The 17,696-nt window shown below is 69.3% G+C and carries 22 protein-coding genes; 6 read left to right on the plus strand and 16 right to left on the minus strand.

The features are described from left to right. The first annotated feature begins 128 nt into the window (after nucleotides 1-128). Both bshB1 and ACOJUJ_RS28415 read left to right on the plus strand, forming a co-directional pair. Nucleotides 129-881 carry a bacillithiol biosynthesis deacetylase BshB1 gene (gene bshB1, locus ACOJUJ_RS28410; RefSeq protein ID WP_420130305.1) on the plus strand — a complete coding sequence of 251 codons (753 nt, stop codon included), beginning with the start codon at nucleotides 129-131 and terminating at the stop codon, nucleotides 879-881. Next, a complete protein-coding gene (locus ACOJUJ_RS28415; protein WP_420130306.1) occupies nucleotides 881-1,570 on the plus strand; it encodes a phosphonatase-like hydrolase in 690 nt (229 codons plus the stop codon). Before bshB1 ends, ACOJUJ_RS28415 begins: the two co-directional genes overlap by 1 nt. 217 nt (nucleotides 1,571-1,787) lie before the next feature. Here the strand turns inward: ACOJUJ_RS28415 and ACOJUJ_RS28420 are convergent, their stop codons facing one another. Beyond that, on the minus strand, nucleotides 1,788-2,126 hold the full coding sequence (locus ACOJUJ_RS28420) for a hypothetical protein (RefSeq protein WP_420130307.1): 339 nt from the start codon (nucleotides 2,124-2,126) through the stop codon (nucleotides 1,788-1,790). Nucleotides 2,127-2,273: 147 nt separating this feature from the next. Here ACOJUJ_RS28420 and ACOJUJ_RS28425 point away from each other — a divergent pair, with 147 nt between their 5' ends. The 4 genes from ACOJUJ_RS28425 (at nucleotide 2,274) to ACOJUJ_RS28440 (ending at nucleotide 5,197) form a co-directional block, all read left to right on the plus strand. Beyond that, nucleotides 2,274-3,410, plus strand: coding sequence for a cysteine desulfurase family protein (locus ACOJUJ_RS28425; RefSeq protein ID WP_420130308.1), 1,137 nt, complete (start codon nucleotides 2,274-2,276; stop codon nucleotides 3,408-3,410). Between the two features lie 158 nt (nucleotides 3,411-3,568). Next, a complete protein-coding gene (gene mnmA, locus ACOJUJ_RS28430; protein WP_420130338.1) occupies nucleotides 3,569-4,747 on the plus strand; it encodes a tRNA 2-thiouridine(34) synthase MnmA in 1,179 nt (392 codons plus the stop codon). Nucleotides 4,748-4,787: 40 nt separating this feature from the next. Further along, the gene (locus tag ACOJUJ_RS28435; protein WP_420130309.1) at nucleotides 4,788-4,985 is read left to right on the plus strand and encodes a type II toxin-antitoxin system HicB family antitoxin; all 198 of its coding nucleotides are present in this window, start codon (nucleotides 4,788-4,790) and stop codon (nucleotides 4,983-4,985) included. After that, nucleotides 4,985-5,197, plus strand: coding sequence for a type II toxin-antitoxin system HicA family toxin (locus ACOJUJ_RS28440; protein ID WP_420130310.1), 213 nt, complete (start codon nucleotides 4,985-4,987; stop codon nucleotides 5,195-5,197). The genes ACOJUJ_RS28435 and ACOJUJ_RS28440 overlap by 1 nt, the downstream gene beginning before the upstream one ends. 89 nt (nucleotides 5,198-5,286) lie before the next feature. On the opposite strand, the gene ACOJUJ_RS28445 is transcribed toward ACOJUJ_RS28440, so the two are convergent. The 15 genes from ACOJUJ_RS28445 to dnaX form a co-directional block, all read right to left on the minus strand. Further along, the gene (locus ACOJUJ_RS28445; RefSeq protein ID WP_420130311.1) at nucleotides 5,287-5,550 is read right to left on the minus strand and encodes a hypothetical protein; all 264 of its coding nucleotides are present in this window, start codon (nucleotides 5,548-5,550) and stop codon (nucleotides 5,287-5,289) included. 216 nt (nucleotides 5,551-5,766) lie between these two features. Further along, on the minus strand, nucleotides 5,767-6,036 hold the full coding sequence (locus tag ACOJUJ_RS28450) for a hypothetical protein (RefSeq protein WP_420130312.1): 270 nt from the start codon (nucleotides 6,034-6,036) through the stop codon (nucleotides 5,767-5,769). 151 nt (nucleotides 6,037-6,187) lie between these two features. After that, nucleotides 6,188-6,439, minus strand: coding sequence for a hypothetical protein (locus ACOJUJ_RS28455; RefSeq protein ID WP_420130313.1), 252 nt, complete (start codon nucleotides 6,437-6,439; stop codon nucleotides 6,188-6,190). A 111-nt stretch (nucleotides 6,440-6,550) separates the two neighbouring features. Next, entirely contained in the window at nucleotides 6,551-8,368 is a 1,818-nt protein-coding gene (locus ACOJUJ_RS28460; protein WP_420130314.1) for a glycosyl hydrolase family 28-related protein, read from the minus strand. A gap of 658 nt (nucleotides 8,369-9,026) precedes the next feature. Then, nucleotides 9,027-9,260 (minus strand): hypothetical protein, encoded by a 234-nt coding sequence (locus ACOJUJ_RS28465; protein WP_420130315.1) that lies wholly within the window; start codon nucleotides 9,258-9,260, stop codon nucleotides 9,027-9,029. A gap of 28 nt (nucleotides 9,261-9,288) precedes the next feature. Further along, on the minus strand, nucleotides 9,289-10,413 hold the full coding sequence (gene dnaJ, locus ACOJUJ_RS28470) for a molecular chaperone DnaJ (RefSeq protein ID WP_420130316.1): 1,125 nt from the start codon (nucleotides 10,411-10,413) through the stop codon (nucleotides 9,289-9,291). A gap of 58 nt (nucleotides 10,414-10,471) precedes the next feature. Next, a complete protein-coding gene (locus ACOJUJ_RS28475; protein WP_420130317.1) occupies nucleotides 10,472-11,047 on the minus strand; it encodes a nucleotide exchange factor GrpE in 576 nt (191 codons plus the stop codon). A gap of 173 nt (nucleotides 11,048-11,220) precedes the next feature. Beyond that, nucleotides 11,221-12,120, minus strand: a complete 900-nt coding sequence (locus ACOJUJ_RS28480) for a lysophospholipase (protein WP_420130318.1) — start codon at nucleotides 12,118-12,120, stop codon at nucleotides 11,221-11,223. Between the two features lie 25 nt (nucleotides 12,121-12,145). Then, nucleotides 12,146-12,793, minus strand: coding sequence for a CDP-alcohol phosphatidyltransferase family protein (locus ACOJUJ_RS28485; protein WP_420130319.1), 648 nt, complete (start codon nucleotides 12,791-12,793; stop codon nucleotides 12,146-12,148). A 17-nt stretch (nucleotides 12,794-12,810) separates the two neighbouring features. Continuing rightward, entirely contained in the window at nucleotides 12,811-13,389 is a 579-nt protein-coding gene (locus ACOJUJ_RS28490) for a GTP-binding protein (RefSeq protein WP_331127862.1), read from the minus strand. A gap of 11 nt (nucleotides 13,390-13,400) precedes the next feature. Then, a complete protein-coding gene (locus ACOJUJ_RS28495; RefSeq protein ID WP_420130320.1) occupies nucleotides 13,401-13,901 on the minus strand; it encodes a roadblock/LC7 domain-containing protein in 501 nt (166 codons plus the stop codon). After that, nucleotides 13,901-14,203, minus strand: a complete 303-nt coding sequence (locus ACOJUJ_RS28500; protein ID WP_420130321.1) for a hypothetical protein — start codon at nucleotides 14,201-14,203, stop codon at nucleotides 13,901-13,903. Before ACOJUJ_RS28500 ends, ACOJUJ_RS28495 begins: the two co-directional genes overlap by 1 nt. A 133-nt stretch (nucleotides 14,204-14,336) precedes the next feature. Further along, entirely contained in the window at nucleotides 14,337-14,924 is a 588-nt protein-coding gene (gene recR / locus ACOJUJ_RS28505) for a recombination mediator RecR (RefSeq protein ID WP_420130322.1), read from the minus strand. Nucleotides 14,925-14,945: 21 nt separating this feature from the next. After that, complete coding sequence (locus ACOJUJ_RS28510; RefSeq protein WP_420130323.1) at nucleotides 14,946-15,266, minus strand: YbaB/EbfC family nucleoid-associated protein; 321 nt, start codon at nucleotides 15,264-15,266, stop codon at nucleotides 14,946-14,948. A 110-nt stretch (nucleotides 15,267-15,376) separates the two neighbouring features. Then, on the minus strand, nucleotides 15,377-17,608 hold the full coding sequence (dnaX, locus tag ACOJUJ_RS28515; RefSeq protein ID WP_420130324.1) for a DNA polymerase III subunit gamma/tau: 2,232 nt from the start codon (nucleotides 17,606-17,608) through the stop codon (nucleotides 15,377-15,379). Between the last annotated feature and the right edge of the window lie 88 nt (nucleotides 17,609-17,696).

Genomic DNA, 17,696 nt, shown 5'->3' on the forward strand with positions numbered 1-17,696 from the left:
CGCGGCGGGATCGACTTCTCCCCTCTCCGTGAGGAACGAACGGGGAGGGGCCGGGGGAGGGGCACCCCGGCGGGCGCCGGTCCGATGCATGTCGCCGAGCCTCAATCAACCACCGAGATCATCTTCCGATGACCGATATCGACACCTCCCAGCCCCCGGCCCCGCCGGTCGACCTGCTCGCCATCGCCGCGCATCGTGACGACGTGGAGTTGCTGGTGGGCGGCACGATGGCCAGGACGGCGGCGCAGGGGTACCGCACCGGCATCCTGGACCTGACCGCCGGCGAGCGCGGCACCGACGGCAGCGCCCAGCTGCGCGGCGAAGAGGCCGACGCGGCGGCGAAGATCCTGGGCGTCACCGCACGGCGCAACGCGGGGCTGCCGGACGCGGGGCTGGAGAACACGCCCGAGACGCGGCGCATCGTGGCGGCGTTCATCCGGGCGTTCCGGCCGCGCGTCGTCATCCTGCCGTACATGACCGGGCGCCATCCCGACCACCGCATCGCCTCGCAGCTGGCGTACGACGCCAGCTTTCTTGCCGGCCTGTCGAAGCTGGACGTTCCCGGCGCGCCGCACCGGCCGCACAAGCTGCTCTACGCGCTCACCTATCGCGAAGACCCGGTCAAACCCAGCTTTGTGGTCGACATCACCGACTTCATGGAAACCAAGATGGAGGCGGTGAGGTGCTACAGCTCGCAGTTCGACGGCAAAACGTGGGGCGGCGAGGTGTATCCCGGCGGCGACCGCCCGCTGTACGACCAGGTGCGCATGCACGCCGCCCGCTACGGCTCGCTCATCCGCACCGAGTACGGCGAGCCGTTCCACGTCGTCGAGACCATGCAGGTAGATGACGTGGTGGCTCTCCCCGTGCGCAGCATCTGATGACCGATCCGCCGGCCGTCCCGGTCCGCGACGTGGAGCTGGTGGTGCTGGACATGGCCGGCACCACCGTGCACGACGGAGGCGAGGTGCCGGCGGCGTTCCGCGCGGCGCTGGCCGCCCACGGCGTCGCGGTGACGGACGAAGAGCTTGCCGGCGTCCGCGGCGCCTCCAAGCACGAGGTCATCCGCACCCTGGTGACGCGCCACCAGCCGGACGCGCTGCCGTCGCTGGTGGACGAGGTGTACGACGAGTTCCGCGCGGCGCTGGCGGAGCGCTACCGCGCCGGTGTCCGCGCGGTGGAGGGCGTGGAGGACGCGTTCGACTGGCTGCGGCGGCGGGATGTGCGGATCGCGCTGAATACCGGCTTCGACCGCTCGATCGCGGAGTTGCTGCTGGACGCGCTCGGCTGGCGGGACGGTGTGGTGGAGGCCGTGGTCTGCGGCGACGAGGTGCCGCGAGGCCGTCCCGCACCGTACCTCATCTTCCGCGCGATGGAGGCGGCCGGCGCCACGTCCGTGCACCGCGTGGTGAACGTGGGGGATACGGAGCTGGACCTGCGGGCGGGATGGAACGCGGCCGTGGGATGGAACGTGGGCGTGCTGGGCGGCGCGCATCCGCGCGAGCGGCTGGAGCAGGCCCCGCACACGCACCTCATCGACAGTGCGGCAGCGCTGCCGGAGCTGTGGTGATCGGTGCCGTTCCGGCGTCACCCGTTCACCCGTTCACCCGTTCACCAAACGGGTCGGGCGCGGGGATCCGTGTGGATCACCCGCGCCCGGAGTGAGGGACCGGCCTCTGCCGCCATGACGGGCTTAGCGGTTTCCCGCACGTCCCAAGGTGTTTTAAGGCGCTCGAGGCGCAGTGCGACACTATGAGACCGGCCCCTCGATCCAATAGTATGCGGGGTCAGGCCTCCGCGCAATGAACTTCGATGATGAGCCGCTTCCAGCTGGGCACATCGCTGCCGTGCACGCGCACCACCGTGGCCCGGGCGGAGCCGCCGCGCAGCAGCCACGGCGCCAGCCACTGGTTGATCTCCGGCGGCAGGTGCCCCAGCGGGTCCCCGCCGCGCGAGTGCACCCACACCATCGGATCGTCTTCCATGGGCGGATCGGGGATCAGGATGAGCTCTTCGCCCTGCGCCACGTGATCTACGACCGTCGCGCGCTCGCCGAACACCGTGCCGTGGACGGTGGTTCGGAAGGTGGCCGGGCGGCTCTCCGGAAGCGGCGGAATCATGCGCATCGGGCACCTGTGCGGATGATCGGATCTATCGGCGCAATGTAGCGCGGACCCGGTGGCGCTTCAAGTGTTCAGTCGGCCGACGCGGACGCCAGCGAAACCTAATCCGCGCTTGCGTTTATCAACCCGGTTCACCCGCGCCCGCCGACCATGCCCGATCCGGTGTACCTGGACTGTGCGGCCACCACGCCGCTGCGCCCCGAAGCGCGCGAGGCCATGCTCCACGTGCTCGCGCAACGCTGGGGCAACCCGTCCAGCGTGCACCGCTGGGGCCGCGAAGCGCGTGCCACGCTTGAAGACGCCCGCGCCCGCTTTGCCGCCGTCATCGGCGCGTCGCCGGCGGAGATCGTCTTTACGCGCGGTGGCACGGAGGCGGACAACCTGGCCGTCCTGGGCCGCGCGCGGGCGGATGCCGGCCCCGTCGCCTGCTCCGCCATCGAGCACAAGGCCGTGCTCTCCGCCGCAAAGGCTGCCGCGGGGGACGACGGCCGGCTCCGCATCATTCCGGTGGATGCGCACGGCGTCGTGGACGTGGACGCGCTCGCGGAGATCGTGCGGGAGGCGGCGCCGTCGCTGGTCGCGGTGATGTGGGCGAGCAACGAGGTGGGGGCCATCCAGCCGGTGGAGCGGATCGCGGAGATCTGCGCGGCGGCCGGGGTCACCGTTCACTCCGACGCGGTGCAGGCGCTGGGCAAGGTACCGGTGCGGGTGGACCGGGTGCCGGTGGATACGCTGGCCTTTAGCGCGCACAAGCTGGGCGGGCCGCGCGGCGCGGGCGTGCTGTTCGCGCGGCGTGGGACCCGGCTGCATCCCCTGCTGCACGGCGGCGGGCAGGAGCGCGGCCTGCGCCCGGGGACGGAGGACGTGGCTTCCGCCATGGCGTTCGCCGTGGCGGCGGAGCTGGCGGAGGCGGAGCGGGAGGAGACGATGGCGCGCATCGGCGCGCTGCGGGACCGGCTGGAGGCGGGGCTGTGCGAGCGCGTACCCGGGCTACGGATCAACGCCGCCGCCGCGCCGCGCCTGCCCACCATCAGCAACCTGTCCGTCCCCGGCGCGGACCCGGAGATGCTGCTGATGGCGCTGGACCTGGAGGGGATCGCCGCCTCGTCCGGCTCGGCGTGCAGCAGCGGCGCGGTGGAACCGTCGCACGTGCTGCTGGCGATGGGCCTGCCCGCGGAGATCGCCGGCCCGTCCGTGCGCTTTTCCCTGGGCCGCGACACGACGGCGGAGGAGATCGAGCGCGTGGTGGAGGTGTTTCCGCGCGTGGTGGAGCGGTTGCGGGCGTAGGGGCGCGGGCCGCTTGGGCCCTCACCCCGGCTCGTTCCCCGCCTGCCCCTCTCCCACAAACTGCGTGGGAGAGGGGATGACCAGCACTGCCGCGGTCTGTTTCCGAAGCGCGGGAAGAGTGACCCGCTCGACGGAGAGTCGCGGCGGGATCGAAGTTTATACCCTCTCCCGCTTGCGGGAGAGGGTGCGAGCCTAAGCGAGCGGGTGAGGGCCCCCGCCCAAATCCAGCAGTTCAGGAAGATCAGATGGAGAAGAAGACCGTCCTCGTCGCCATGTCGGGCGGCGTGGACTCGTCGGTGGCGGCGGCGCTGCTCGTGGAGCAGGGGCACACCGTCATCGGCGTGACGATGAAGACCTTCTGCTACTCGGAGGCCGACGCGCAGGCGGACGGTCCCACCCGGTCGTGCTGCGGCCTGGACGGGATCATGGACGCGCGCAGGGTGGCCGACCGGCTGGGCATTCCGCACTACGTGTTCGACGTGGAGCGCGAGTTCACGCGCGACGTGATCGACGACTTCGTGAGCGAATACGCCGCCGGCCGCACGCCGAATCCGTGCGTGCGCTGCAACGGCAACACCAAGTTCCGCGACCTGCTGCGCCGCGGCGCCATGCTGGGCTGCGACTTCATCGCCACGGGCCACTACGCGCGAATGGGGACGGACGCGCGTGGGCAGGCCGTTCTGCTGCGCGGGATGGATCCCAAGAAGGACCAATCGTACTTTCTGTGGGCGCTGCCGCCGGAGATGCTTCCCAAGCTCATGTTCCCCGTCGGCGAGCTGACCAAGCCCGAGGTGCGCGAGATGGCGCGCCAGCTGGGCCTGTCCACCGCCGAAAAGCCGGAGAGCATGGAGATCTGCTTTGTCCCCACCGGCGATTACGCGGGATTCCTGGGCAAGCGGCTGGGCACCGACCACGCCGCCCTTTCCCCCGGCGCGCTGGTGACCACGTCGGGCGAGGTGATCGGCGAGCACGACGGCTATGCGCGCTATACGGTGGGCCAGCGCCGCGGCCTGGGCGGCGGACGGTCACTGCCGCTGTACGTGGTCGGCACGCGGCCGGAGACCCGCGAGGTGGTCGTCGGCACCGCGGACGACCTGCTGCGCGGCGAAGTGGCCATCGGCGAGCTGAACTGGCTGGCCGCGCCCCCCGCCGCCGGCGACGCCGTGCACGTGCAGCTGCGCCATCGCGCCCCGGCCGTCCCCGGGCACGTGGAGTCGGTGACGGACGGCGTGGTGCGCCTGGCGCTGGACCAGCCGCAGCGCGCCGTGACCCCCGGCCAGTCCGCCGTGATGTTCAGCGGCGAGGTGGTGCTTGGAGGCGGGCGCATCGCATCGTAGCTTTGACGGACGAACGGAACCCTTCACAGGTAGAGCGGCCGTGATCTACAAAGTCGTGTTGCAGAAGTCCGAAGAGGGGTACAGCGTCAACTGCCCCGGGCTTCCAGGATGCTGGTCTCAGGGTGACACCGAAGACGAGGCACTGGAGAACATCCAGGATGCGATCCAGGAGTATCTGGCGGCCGTGGACGAAATCACTCAGGGTCGCGAGGTACGGGAAGTAGAGGTGGCTGCCTAGTGGGGCAAGATTCCGGGATCAATCATCTGGATGCGATTCGCGCGCTCGAGAAGGCAGGCTTCGGGATCGTCCGGCAGGGAAATCACGTGGTGATGTCAAACGGCGACCGGATCGTGGTCATCCCCCGCAACAACCCGGTGAACGCATTCACGATGGGCGGTATCGCGCGAGACGCCGGCCTCACTCCCGAGCAGTTCCGCGACCTGCTCTGACCCGGTCGAGCAAACCGCCCAACACAACAGAACGGGAGCGGTGCCGTGTGGCGCCGCTCCCGTTTTCGCGCTGCCTTGGGAAGGACCGCTCAGTTGCTGCAGGCGCAGCAGCTGCGCGACCGGCCGTACTCGTCTTCGCAGGCCGAGTTCGCGAAACCGAGTTGCGAGCAGTAGTTCGCGCAGAGCGTGGCGGACCCCTGCGCGCAGGGGACGCCGTAGTACCAGCGTGTGCACACGGGAGCCGCGGCGTTCACGGGACCGGGCTCGGCGACGGCTTGCGTCGCTCCGAAGCCCAGCGCGGTGACGATGGCAAACGTGAACAGCGGCCGTATGCGGCGGAAATTTCGCGTCATGTCATCCTCTTCGCGTAGCGGGTTCGTTGCCTGGCGCCGCGGCGGTGATCACCGGACACGGCGGCCGTATTCCATCGTGACGAACTAGGGATTGGCGCCGGTATCAACAACGAACGCATCCAGCGCTACGGCGCCATGCGAGCTGTCTCCATCGTTCGTACGGCGATCGGGAGCGGTGCCCTTTCCCGTTTCTCCCCTACCGCACCCCAACCCGCATCAGGGGCAGGGATACCACTGGGCGACCACCACGTACGGAGTCTCGTAGCCGGAGTGCAGGATGTAATCGCCGTCGCAAAATCCATAAGCGATGCCCACCGTGTTCGAGTACGTCGCATCCTTGTAGAGGTACTTGTACTCTACGCGATCCGCCGCCGCATCACTGCTCGAGGCTGCCTTTACGCCTGGCGCAAGAGAGCCCAGGAGCAGCGGCGCGGTGAGGACGGCTACGGCTCTGGTGCGGAGGATGGTACGAAGCGTTGCGGACATCGCGGCTCCTCATGGAAATGGGGTGGTTGACGCACTTCTCAATTTATGCCTTGTAACGTAAGTACGCAACGTAGAGGTTGCCGGCTGAACGAAAAACGGGAGCGGCACCAGGTACGGTGCCGCCCCCGTTTCATTGTCCTGCGATGTGCGCTCAGTAGCAGCTGCAGCAGCTGCGCGGGCGATTGGGATCGTTCGCACACTGCGATCCCGCAAAGCCAAGGGATGTGCAGTAGTTGGCGCAGGCGCCCGCCGCGCCATTCTCACACCAGGCGCTGTAGATCTTGTTGCACGCCAGCGGGCGCGCCGAGCCCGGCGCCGCCATCGCCTGTGTGGCTCCAAAGCCAAGCGCGGCCGCGACGGCCAGCGCAAAAATCGACCGGGTTCCTCCGGAAATGCGCTTCACGTCATCCTCCTGTCGTAACGGGTCTACGGATTGGCGCGGCGGCGCCGATCACGGGAGCAGTACCGATACCGCGCCACTCCCGTGCTGGACGACGCGACGCGGTGCGCTGCCTCAGGCAGAGATAGCGCCAAAGGAGTTCCACGTGCCCGGCGAGCCGCCCGCCGTGCAGACCCATCCCACATAGCCGCCCGGCTGCGGCGCGGCGTTGTACATGATGTCGCCGGGCTGCCAGTCTCCGGCGCCTGGCGCCGCCGTACCGTACGAGATGACTTTCCCAAGCACCTGCACCCCCTGCGGAAACGAGGCCGGCGCCGACTGCACGCCCATGGGCGCCGCCACCCCCACCAGGGCTCCCACGCCGCCCAGGTAATACTCGTAGGCCTGGTCATCCCCCGGCGAGATCACGATGCTCCAGGGATGCGGCGTCGTCTGGGGGTCCTGGGGATAATAGGTCACCGCCACGCGTACCCAGGCGGTCTCGGTGCGGGGCACGGTGGCCGGCAGGTACGACTCCTCCAGTACGGCATCGTATACGCCCAGCGAAATCTCCGCGCCGGAAACCCGCTTGATGTCGGCCCAGATCGTCACCGGCTGCCCCACGTACAGCGTAGAATTGGGCACGTTGACCACCAGGACGGCCTGGGTGGACCCGCCGCTTGCGGCCGCCCCGGTGACTTTGGCCGCGTACGGGTTGAACCTGCAGGTGGGGTCGGCCGCTCCCAGGCCCGTACGCTCCAGCCCGGGCTGCACGCCCATGTAGGCAAAGCCCAGCGGCCAGCGCGACAGGTCGCCGTTGGGCACCAGGTTCTCCGCCGCGAAGCGCGCCATGCCCGACGAGGCGATCACGCCGCCCGTGTCGGGGTTCTCGAACATGGTGACGAAGCAGTTCTGTACGCGCGGCTGGGAGTACGGGGCTTTGGGCCCGCCCCCCACGTTCCCCACCTGGTACTGCGAGCAGGCGGCGTCGATGGTAAGGCACCCCGCCAGAACGCGGTCGATGACAAAGTCCGAGCAGTTCTGCACGGTCAGCGTTTCTTTGGCCAGAGCCGAGCTGAAGAAGCCCGAGTCGCGGACCGTGAACGTGGTGCTGTCGGTGATCAGGGTGCCGTTGTGGCTGGCCTCCACGTGCAGGTTGTACAGGGTGAACCCGATGCAGCCCTCGATCAGCAGGCCGTAGCCGGTGCCGTACACCGAACCCTGCGGTTGCGTGAAACCCTCGTACATGCCCGTGATCGCGTTGTCGCCCCCCTGCACCGGCTGCGGCTGAAACGCCAGTCCGCCCCCCACGCCGCCTTCCACGATGCAGTCAAAGGAGCAGGCGTTGGTAGGCATGCTGGTAGGCGTCGGAAAGCCGGCTCCCACCACCAGGATCCCCGCGCCGTTCCACCCTCCGGATTCGGGGGGATAGCCATAGGGGATGTTCTTCTGGACGATGAAGTTGAAGTGCGTCCCGAAGCACCCGCCGATCACTATGGCGTGCTCCGACGACCCGGGCCTCACGTGCACGTTGTCAAAGCGCGAGCGGCTGCAGTTGTACACGGCAAGCCCGTACAGGCACGAGCCATCCGCTCCAAAAATGCCGAAATTGCGATAGCTCTGGTTCTGGGCTACGCTGTCGGCACCCCCCGCAACGGGCTCCCGCAGCCCGATCACCACACCCGTTCTCTCGGGATCGGCCAGATCCAGCCAGATGGCCGAGCCCGGGCCGCTGCCCTCGATACTGATGTCGCGATTGATGTCGATGGTTTGGGTGACGCGGAAGGTTCCCGTCGGAATGTACAGCGTACCGCCATCGGGAACGGCCGCGATGGCGGTACGGATGGCCCCGGTGTCATCCGTCTTGCCATCTCCCACCGCGCCGTAGCCGCGCACGTTGCACACGGCGCCGCCCTTGTCTTGAATCACCCCGGTGTAAACTGGATCAGGCATGAATCCCTTCCCGTTGGGGGCCTGCCCGGCGCGTGCGCCCGGCGCAGTCCGCGGCGCCGAACCTTGTATTCGACTCCTGCTCGGCCTGCATGCCGAATATGTTTACCCCCAACATAAATTACAACCTGTTGATTGCGCTCTTTGCGGGCCTTGCAACGCCAAGGCTATCGAGCAGGGACGGCCAAGCATAACGGGAGCGGTGCCGATGCGGCATCGCTCCCGTTTCTCACCCGCCTCGCGCGTCACGCCGGACGACGTGACGCGTCTTGGTGTGCTGCCTCATACCAGATCCGGAAAACACCTCACCTCAACTCGCACTACGGGAAACAGAGGCCAGGGTACAGAGGAACAGACAACAGCCAGAGGAACAGAGGACGGAAGGATCGCCTCTGTTCCTCTGGCTGTTCTTGGTCCCTCTGTACCTTCCGATGTTGTTTTTCCGGATTCCGTATCAGCATCAGGCAGCGATGCGGCCGAAGGTCTGCCAGGTTGCGGGCTAACCGGTGGCCGGTGCACACCCGGCCGACGGTGCCGCCGCCGTGGGCGCCAGGTGAACAGGATGCCACCCCGTCCGCCATTCGCCGCCGGTGGGTGCCGACAAAAATGGCGGTCACACTTCACGCGTGACCGCCGGGGCACATCGCGATCCGCAACGCGCCTACTCCAGTTCCTGCGACTCCTTGAGCAGCTCGCGCAGGCGGGCGGTGGGGGAGCCGTGGATCATCTCCTCGGCGTCGGCCTCGTCGCCCTGCACCTCGACAAAGCGCGCGCGCGCCGACGGGTCCGACAGGCAGTGAAAGATCACCTTGGGGCGGATCGAAAGGCCAAAGCGGCCTCCCGACGCAAACGCTTCCCAGGTAAGCAGGTTCTCGTCCGTGAACGTCTGGCTCATCTACGCACCATTCTCCCGTTGAACCGCCTCAGTGCCGCATCCCCGCGGCGGCGGCGAACTCCTCGAACTCCTTGCGGGCGGGCTCGTCCAGCTGATCGGGCACGTCCACCTGCACCTTGACGAACTGGTCGCCGCGCCGGCCGCTCTTTTCCACCCCCATCCCCTTGATGCGAAAGCGGCGCCCGGGCTGCGTTCCCGCCGGCACCTTGAGGACAACGAACTGCCCGTCCACCGTCCGCACCTTCACCTTGGACCCCAGCACGGCCTGGGCCAGGTTCACGTGGATGGTGCACTCCACGTCCAGCCCCTCGCGGCTGAAGAACGAGTCGGCCTCCACACGGAAGGTGAGCACCAGGTCGCCCGGCTGCCCACCGGACGCACCGCGCTCGCCCTGCCCCGCCAGGCGGATCTTGCTCCCGGTGTCCACCCCCGCCGGCACGGTGACGTTCACCGCGCGCTGGCGGCGCACCTGGCCGTTGCCGTTGCAGGTGCCGCACGGCTCGCTGGGCACCTTGCCCTTGCCGGCGCACATGGGGCACGGCCGCGTAACGCCAAAGCTCCCCGCGCCGAACGTCACCGTCCCCTTTCCCGAGCACTCGGGGCAGGTGCTTACCGTGGCGCCCGGCGCGGCGCCGGAGCCGTGGCAGGTGGGGCATTCGTCCGTCACCGGCACCTGGATGGTCACCTTGCCGCCGCGCACCGCCGTGCGAAAGGGGATCTCCACCGCGTACTCGATGTTCTCGCCGCGCTCCGGCCCGCCCGCGTTCGGCGCGCCGCCGCGGCGCTTACCGAAGTCGAAGATGGAGCCGAAGATGTCGCCCAGCCCGCCCGCCTCCAGGTCGTCGAAGGTGAACGTCTGCGTGCCGCCGGGCGCGCCGCCGGGACGTCCGCCGGCGCCGGGGCGAAAGCCGCCCATGCCGCCAAAGGCCCCCAGCCTGCGCATCTGGTCGTACTGCTTGCGCTTGTCGTCGTCCGACAGCACGGAGTTGGCCTCGGAAAGCTCCTTGAAGCGCTCCGCGGCGGCCGCGTCGTTGGGGTTGGCGTCCGGGTGGTACTGCTTGGCAAGCTTGCGGTACGCCTTTTTGATCTCGTCCGCGCTGGCGTTTTCGGCCACGCCCAGCACGCGGTAAAAGTCCTTGGTCTGTGTCGCCATCGGAACCTGACTCGGATGAACGGCGCCCGCCCGCCGGGGGGGACGGGCGGGCGCGGGATCAGCCCTGGTGCTTCTTGACGACCACGCGCGCGGGGCGAAGCAGCACGCCTTTCAGGCGGTACCCCTTCTGGTACACCTGCGCCACCATGTTGTCGTCGGCCGCGCTCTCCGCGGGCACCGTGGTCAGCGCCTCGTGGATGGTGGGGTCGAACGGGCGGCCGTCGGCCTCGATCTCTTCCATTCCCGCGGCTTCCATGGCGCGCAGGAACTTCTTCTCCACCATCTCGCACCCCTCGTGCAGCGCGCCGGCGGGCGTGGTGGCGGGGTCAAAGTCCGCCACCCGCGCCAGGTCGTCCAGCGGCTCCAGCAGCCGCTCCAGCAGCTGCGCCTGGGCGCGCACCCAGCTTTCGCCGCGCTCGCGCTCCACCCGCTTGCGGTAGTTGTCGAACTCCGCCGCCAAGCGCAGGTGCCGCTCGCGCAGCGCCGACATCTCGTCGCCGCCGCCGGCGGGCGCCGACGCCTCGGCGAACGCGGGGCCGTCGCCGCTCACGCCGTTGGACTGACCGTCGCTCTCAATCGCCTGCGCCGCGTCGTCCGGGCGCTCGGCGGAACCGTTGTCGTCGTGCTCGCTCATCATCCCCAAATGGTAACCGGCCTGGTACAATGCGCGCCCCGCCGATCCCGCGCGGGGCCGGCGGGCGCTGAGCCATCCCGCCCGTCTGCCCCCGCGAAAGGGCAAGCGAGGTGCCACCCTCCACCCGCCAATGTGGCAGAAGGGCAGGATCCAGTGCCCAGCCCAGGTTCACGTCAGCGAGGTCGGCGGGTCGTCCGCTCGCCACTCCCCTGGTTGAACCTTGAACCTGGATCCTTGAACCTGTCGTTCAGCCACGCCGTCACGTCGGCGACCACGTGCGCGCGATCCTTTTCGTTCAGCGACTCGTGCTGAAAGCCTTCGTACCGCTTCACCTCCACCTCACCCGGGCAGGCGCTGGCAAACCGCGCCACCGCCTCGGGCAGCACCACGCGGTCCGCCGTGGGCGCCAGGACGAGAAGGGGAACGCGGATGCCGTGCGGCCGCTCGAACGCGCCGTGGATGGCGCTCACCATCTCCGTGTACAGCCGCGGGGTGATGGTGTTGTGCAGCAGCGTGTCGGCGCGGTACGAATCCTCGTAGCCCGGCGCCGTGGACAGCATGGCGGTGTCGATCTCGTTGTGGAACGGCAGCCACGGAACCAGCCGCGACAGCACGCCGGAGAGCGCCACCTTCCACCGCGGCGCCTGCACCGCGATCCCCACCAGCGGCGCGGAAAGGATGGCGCCGCGGTACCCCGCCTCCGGGTGCGTCTGCAGGTGATGGATGGCGATCAAGCCGCCCATCGAGTGGCCCAGCAGAAAGAGCGGCGCCGACGGATGCTCCTTCGTGATCGCGGCGCGAAACGTTTCGAAGTCACGCACGAACTCGCCAAAGTGCGCCACGTGGCCGCGCCGCCCGCCGGAGCGCCCGTGGCCCCGGTGGTCGATGGCGTGGACCGTGACGCCGTGCTCCGTCAGCTCCCGCGCCACCTCGGCGTACCGCCCGCCGTGCTCCCCCAGCCCGTGCGACACCAGCAGAACCGCGCGCTCCGAAGGTGTCGGCCAGGAGCGGTAATGCAGGCGCACGCCGTCCGCCGCGCGCAGCTCGCCCGTCCGCTCCCGCGCCACGCTCATCCCTGGCGAGCCGGCCCCGTGGACGTCACCCCGCGTGCCGCCCGGTGGACAGCTTGCGGAAGTCGCGCAGGTAGACGTACAGCGAGTAGACGGTCAGCGCCACCGCGATGGCCAGCGTCACGGCGGTAAAGGCCGCGTGGAACCACTCCCAGGCACTCCACGTCCCCCCGCTCCACCCGCGCTCGCGCGCCGCCGACTGCAGCGCGTACCACAGGATCGCCGCGCCGATGAAGATGTTCTGGAACACCGCCTTGAGCTTGCCCGCCTTGCCCGCCGCCAGGATCACGTTGCGCCGCGCCGCGAAGCCGCGGAACACCGTGATGAACGCCTCACGCCCGAAGATGATGAGCACGATCCACAGCGGGAACGTCCATCCCAGCCAGGGAAAGGGCGTCTCCCGCTCCGTGTAGTGGTTCAGCACGTAGAAGGGAACAAAGGTCAGCCCCAGCAGCAGCTTGTCGGCCAGCGGGTCCATCAGCTTGCCGAAGTCGCTCACCAGGTTGCGCGAGCGCGCCAGGTGCCCGTCCCACAGGTCGCTGAAGGCGGCGGCGAGAAAGACGATGAACGCCGCGATGCGCCAGCCGGAGTGGTCCGTCATCAGCATGGGCGCCACCCCCAGCGCCAGGACGATGCGGCCCAGCGTGATCGCGTTGGGAAGGTTGCGCCAGGCCATGGGGTCGCCGGGTGTGGTTAGCTGAGGGACTTGATGACCAGCTTGCTCACCGCCTTCAGCGTGTCGAACACGCCGATCCCGCGCACCGCCACCGCCTCGAAGTGCGGCACCAGGTTCGGGTTGAGCTCACGCTGCAGCTCGTCGAGCGACGAGATGTTGGGCAGGTCGCGCTTGTTGTACTGGATGACGAACGGAATCTCGCGCAGGTCCAGCCCGTACTCGGCCAGGTTTTCGTACAGGTTGTGCATGGACTCGATGTTGGCGTCCAGCCGCTCCACCTGGCTGTCGCCCACGAACACCACCCCGTCCACCCCCTTGAGGATGAGCTTGCGGCTGGCGTTGTAGTACACCTGCCCCGGCACCGTGTACAGGTGAAAGCGCGTCTTGAAGCCGCGGATGGCGCCCAGATCGACGGGCAGAAAGTCGAAGAAGAGCGTGCGCTCCGTTTCCGTGGCCAGCGAGATGAGCTTGCCGCGGGTGTTGGGCGCCACCTTTTCGTACACGTACTCCAGGTTGGTGGTCTTGCCGCACAGACCCGGCCCGTAGTACACGATCTTGCAGTTGATCTCGCGCGAGGCGTAGTTGATCATCGACATGGGCGGGCCTCCTAGAGATCGCCAAAGAGGCGGTCGATCTCGTCCTCCGCCTCGTCGGCGAAGCCGGCCTCCACCCGCGGGCCCTGCGGCCCCGCCGCGGTGCGCGCAAACATCTCGCTGAACACGTCCGACAGTTCCCGCACGACGGCCTTCACCTTGATCCGGATCATTCCCAGCGTGGTGCGGTTGTCGAACAGCACCACCAGGATCACGCGCCTGACCACGTCGGCCAGGTACATGGACTCTTTTTCGCCCTGATGAAAGAGCGAGCTGAACTCCGTCTCGCCGATCATCGTGGCCAACTGGTCGTTGGCCGAAAAGTCAGCCGCCGCCAGCGACGCGAACGCCACCGAATCGAACTCCGGCTTTTCACCCGCCGTGGTCACCAGCTGCCCGGTGCGGTCCACCAGCAGGGCGCAGCGGGCCCCGGCATCGTACAGAAAGCTCTGCAGGATCCGTTCGATGCGGTGAAAGTCGCGCTCTTCAAAGCTCCAGCTGCTCGCGCCGGCCATCAGCCTACCTCTCGTGCCGCCAGGCCGTCTTCCAACCGCTGCAGCACCGCCGCCGCGCGCTTGCGCAGCAGGGGGCGCTGCTCCCAGGCCAGAAAGTCGCGCAGCAGCAGCACGGTGTCGACCGACGCCGGCACGCCGCCCAGGTACTCCAGCGCCGCCAGGCGGCGCAGGGGGTGGGGGCTGAACAGGTCGCGGCGGCTGCGGCTGATCTGGTCGCGCACCAGAAGCACGCCCACCGCGGCCGCGGCCGCGACGGCCAGGGCAGCGACGGCTGCGGTGCGTACGATTCGCTTGCTTTCCATCACCCGGAGATGAGGGGTCGGACGGCGGATGGGGTGAACGCCGACAAGGTAACGGGGCGCGGACGAAAAAACAAAATGCCGCGATCGCTCGCGGCACCCCGTCCATCTTTCCCGCCGCGCGCGAGACGGGCGGCTACAGCTCCCGCCGCCCGTTCATCGCCTCCGCAATGGTCACGCCGTCGGCGTACTCCAGGTCGCCGCCCACCGGCAGACCGCGCGCGATCCGGGTGATCCGCACCCCCAGCGGCGACAGCACGCCGCCCAGGTAGTTGGCCGTGGCCTCGCCCTCCACGCTCAGGTTGGTGGCCAGCACCACCTCCGCCACCTGCCCCCCGTCCACCCGCTCCAGCAGCGGCCGCACGTTCAGCTCCGCCGGGCCGATTCCGTCCAGCGGCGACAGCCGGCCACCCAGCACGTGGTACAGCCCGCGGTACTCCCCTGTGCGCTCGATGGCCATGATGTCCGACGACTCCTCCACCACGCAGATGATGGAGACGTCGCGCCGGGTGCTCTGGCAGATGGCGCACGGATCCTGTTCCGACAGGTTTCCGCAGCGCGAGCACGGATGCACCTTCTCGCGCACGTGCACGATGCTGCGCGCCAGGCGCCGCGCCTCGTCCTCGGGCGACTTGATCAGGTGGAACGCCAGCCGGAGCGCGGTCTTGCGCCCGATCCCCGGCAGGCGCGCCAGCTCTCCCACCAGCTCGTCGATGGCCGACAAGGAGCGGTCCTCTGGCCCTTTTTAGAGGCCCGGCAGGTTGAACGGAAGCGGAAGACCGCCGGAAAGCTTCACCATCTCCTCTTCTTCCAGCTTCTTGGCGCGGTTCTGCACCTCGTTTACCGCGGCCAGCACCAGGTCCTCGAGCATCTCCACGTCGCCGCCTTCCATGACGGCCGGGTCGATCTTGATCGAGCGCAGCTTGCCACGCCCGTCGGCCGTGGCCGTGACCATGCCGCCGCCGCTGCTGCAGGAAACGGTCTTCTGCCCCAGCTCGGTCTGAAGCTGCGACACGCGGGCCTGCACTTGCTGGCCCATCTGGAGGATCTGCTGGATGTTGTTCATCTCGCTCTGCCGCGTCCGCGGTACGGAATCAAATGAAAAGTGCCAACTGCGCCGGACCCATGCACGGCGCGGGCCCGCCTCCCCCGGAACGGCAGGGGCGAAACCCGCGCTCAGTCAACCAGTTCCAGGTCCCACGCTTGTACCGCCGCCGCGAGAACCGGTTCCCCTTCCATCATGCGCTGCAGCCGGTCGCGGCGTGCGCTTTCGTTGGTGATGCGCGTGGCGGCCGGTCCGCCGGCGGGCGCCTGCCCCGCCACGTAATTCACGGCCACCTTGCGCCCCAGCCGCTTGCCCAGCGCGTCTTCCAGCGCGCGGCGGCTCGCCGGGCTGCTGACGTCGGGGATCAGCGAGGCGGACGGAAGCTCCACCCGCACCTGCCCGCCCTCCGCCGTCACCCGGCTCACGGAGCGCAGGATCATCCGCAGGGCGCCGGGGATCGCCGTCCCGTCCGCCATCATCGACTTCCACGCGTCGTTCAGGGCGCGGCCGTCCAGCGGCCCGTCGCCCCCGACGGGCGAGGGCGTCTCGGACGGTACCACGGCTGGCGCAACCGGAGCGGGCGCATGCGACGCGACGAACCGCTCGCGCGGCGGAGGCCCGTACGACTGCCCCTCGTCCTGCGCCGGCATGTAGCCGTCGAACTCCGGCGGCGGGATGTCGTCCATCGGCGGCGGCCCGTCGTACGCCGGACGCGCGGAGGCATGCCGCGGCACCTCGTCTACGACCGGAGCCGCGGTCGGGGGCGTCGGCGCGGGAGCCTCGGCCCGTGCCGGAGCCGCGACCGGCGGCGCCGCGACGATCGGCGGTAGCGCGGGAGGGGCAGCCTCAGGCGTCGGAGCGGCCTGGTGCGGGATCACGGCAGCGGGAGGCGCCGCCGGAGGAGACGCAGCGACCGCCTGCACGGGCGGACCCTCCACCGGGGCCGCGGGCACAGGCGCGACAGCCTGGACCCGCGGAGCCTCGACCGAAGCCGCGGGCGCCGCAGGCACCGCCTCGGCCCGCGGAGCCTCCTCCACGGGCGCCTGCACCCGCGGCGCCGGTCCGGCCGGCTGAGAGGACGGAGCGGACGGGGCAGCCTGCGGCGCGGGCTCGGTCAGGCGGCCGGGCCGCGCGTCAGGAGACGCCGGCCGGCCGCCCGGGACGTTTCCCCGTGGGGCCCCGCCGTCTTCCGATCCGCCCCGCCCCGCCCCGCCGTTGCCGCCCATCGCGGAAAGCACGTCCTCCAGGCTGACCGTGCTCTCCAGGTAGGCAAAGCGCAGCAGCAGCAGCTCGATCAGAATGCGCTGCTCGCCGCTCTTCCGGAAGCGGCCGTCCGCGTCCAGCTCCGCCACCTGCGCCAGCATGCGCAGCAGGTCGCCCGGCGCGAACCGCGACGCCGTGTCCGCCACCGTGGGCTGCAGGTGCTGCGGAATCCCCTCCGCCTCGCCGCCGCCCAGCCGGATGATGAGCATGGCGCGGAGAAAGTCCGCCAGGCCGCGGTAGAACTCGGCCAGGTCGTATCCCTCGTCCAGCATGCGGTTGACGAAGCGGAACACGTCCGCCGCCCGCCGCCCGGCGATGATGCCGAACAGGTCCAGGTACACCTCGGTGCCCACCAGCCCCAGGATCCGCCGCACGTCGTCGGCGCTGGGCGCGCCCTCGGTGAACGAGAGAACCTGGTCCAGCAGCGACAGCCCGTCGCGCATCCCGCCGTCCGCCTTCTGTGCGATGGGGATCAGCACCTCGTCGCCGACGGTGATCCCCTCGTGCCCCAGCACCGTCCGCAGCCGCGCCACCAGGTCGCCCGTGGAGATGCGGTGAAAGTCGAAGCGCTGGCAGCGGGACAGGATGGGCGGCGCGGCCTGCTGAATCTTCTGCGGCTCCGTGGTGGCAAAGACGAAGATCACCCGTGGCGGCGGCTCTTCCAGGATCTTGAGGAGCGCATTCCACGCCTCGCGCGTGAGCATGTGCGCCTCGTCGATGATGTAGACCTTGAAGCGGTCCTCCTCCGACGGGGCGTACATGGCCCGCTCGCGCAGGTCGCGGGCGTCGTCCACACCGCGGTTGCTGGCGGCGTCGATCTCCACCACGTCCAGCGAAGTACGGCCCGCCCAGATGCGCTCGCAGCTGTCACACACGCCGCACGGCTCCCCCTCCTCCGTACGGTTGGGGCAGTTGAGCGCCATGGCCAGCACGCGCGCCAGCGTGGTCTTGCCCACGCCGCGCGGCCCGCAGAACAGGTAGGCGTGCGCCACGCGGTCGCGCTGCACGGCGGCGCGAAGCGTCTCCGAAACGTGCTCCTGGGTCGCCACCTCGTTGAAGTGGCGCGGCCGGTAACGGCGTGCGAGTGCGGTGCGGGACACGGACTGCCGGGGAACGCGGGAGGATCGACTGCGAAGGGAGGAATATAGTCCGGCGGGCGGATGCACTCAACCGACACGAACACCGCGC

The organism is Longimicrobium sp. (assembly GCF_048594345.1).
In the GTDB taxonomy this organism is placed as follows: Bacteria; Gemmatimonadota; Gemmatimonadetes; order Longimicrobiales; family Longimicrobiaceae; genus Longimicrobium.

Bases quoted from the DNA above. Each gene is read 5' to 3' on its own strand.
- bshB1 (WP_420130305.1), top strand. From the start codon at position 129: ATGACCGATATCGACACCTCCCAGCCCCCGGCCCCGCCGGTCGACCTG.
- ACOJUJ_RS28415 (WP_420130306.1), top strand. From the start codon at position 881: ATGACCGATCCGCCGGCCGTCCCGGTCCGCGACGTGGAGCTGGTGGTG.
- ACOJUJ_RS28420 (WP_420130307.1), bottom strand. From the start codon at position 2,126: ATGCGCATGATTCCGCCGCTTCCGGAGAGCCGCCCGGCCACCTTCCGA.
- ACOJUJ_RS28425 (WP_420130308.1), top strand. From the start codon at position 2,274: ATGCCCGATCCGGTGTACCTGGACTGTGCGGCCACCACGCCGCTGCGC.
- ACOJUJ_RS28445 (WP_420130311.1), bottom strand. From the start codon at position 5,550: ATGACGCGAAATTTCCGCCGCATACGGCCGCTGTTCACGTTTGCCATC.
- ACOJUJ_RS28450 (WP_420130312.1), bottom strand. From the start codon at position 6,036: ATGTCCGCAACGCTTCGTACCATCCTCCGCACCAGAGCCGTAGCCGTC.
- ACOJUJ_RS28460 (WP_420130314.1), bottom strand. From the start codon at position 8,368: ATGCCTGATCCAGTTTACACCGGGGTGATTCAAGACAAGGGCGGCGCC.
- ACOJUJ_RS28465 (WP_420130315.1), bottom strand. From the start codon at position 9,260: ATGAGCCAGACGTTCACGGACGAGAACCTGCTTACCTGGGAAGCGTTT.
- dnaJ (WP_420130316.1), bottom strand. From the start codon at position 10,413: ATGGCGACACAGACCAAGGACTTTTACCGCGTGCTGGGCGTGGCCGAA.
- ACOJUJ_RS28475 (WP_420130317.1), bottom strand. From the start codon at position 11,047: ATGAGCGAGCACGACGACAACGGTTCCGCCGAGCGCCCGGACGACGCG.
- ACOJUJ_RS28480 (WP_420130318.1), bottom strand. From the start codon at position 12,120: ATGAGCGTGGCGCGGGAGCGGACGGGCGAGCTGCGCGCGGCGGACGGC.
- ACOJUJ_RS28485 (WP_420130319.1), bottom strand. From the start codon at position 12,793: ATGGCCTGGCGCAACCTTCCCAACGCGATCACGCTGGGCCGCATCGTC.
- ACOJUJ_RS28490 (WP_331127862.1), bottom strand. From the start codon at position 13,389: ATGTCGATGATCAACTACGCCTCGCGCGAGATCAACTGCAAGATCGTG.
- ACOJUJ_RS28495 (WP_420130320.1), bottom strand. From the start codon at position 13,901: ATGGCCGGCGCGAGCAGCTGGAGCTTTGAAGAGCGCGACTTTCACCGC.
- ACOJUJ_RS28500 (WP_420130321.1), bottom strand. From the start codon at position 14,203: ATGGAAAGCAAGCGAATCGTACGCACCGCAGCCGTCGCTGCCCTGGCC.
- ACOJUJ_RS28510 (WP_420130323.1), bottom strand. From the start codon at position 15,266: ATGAACAACATCCAGCAGATCCTCCAGATGGGCCAGCAAGTGCAGGCC.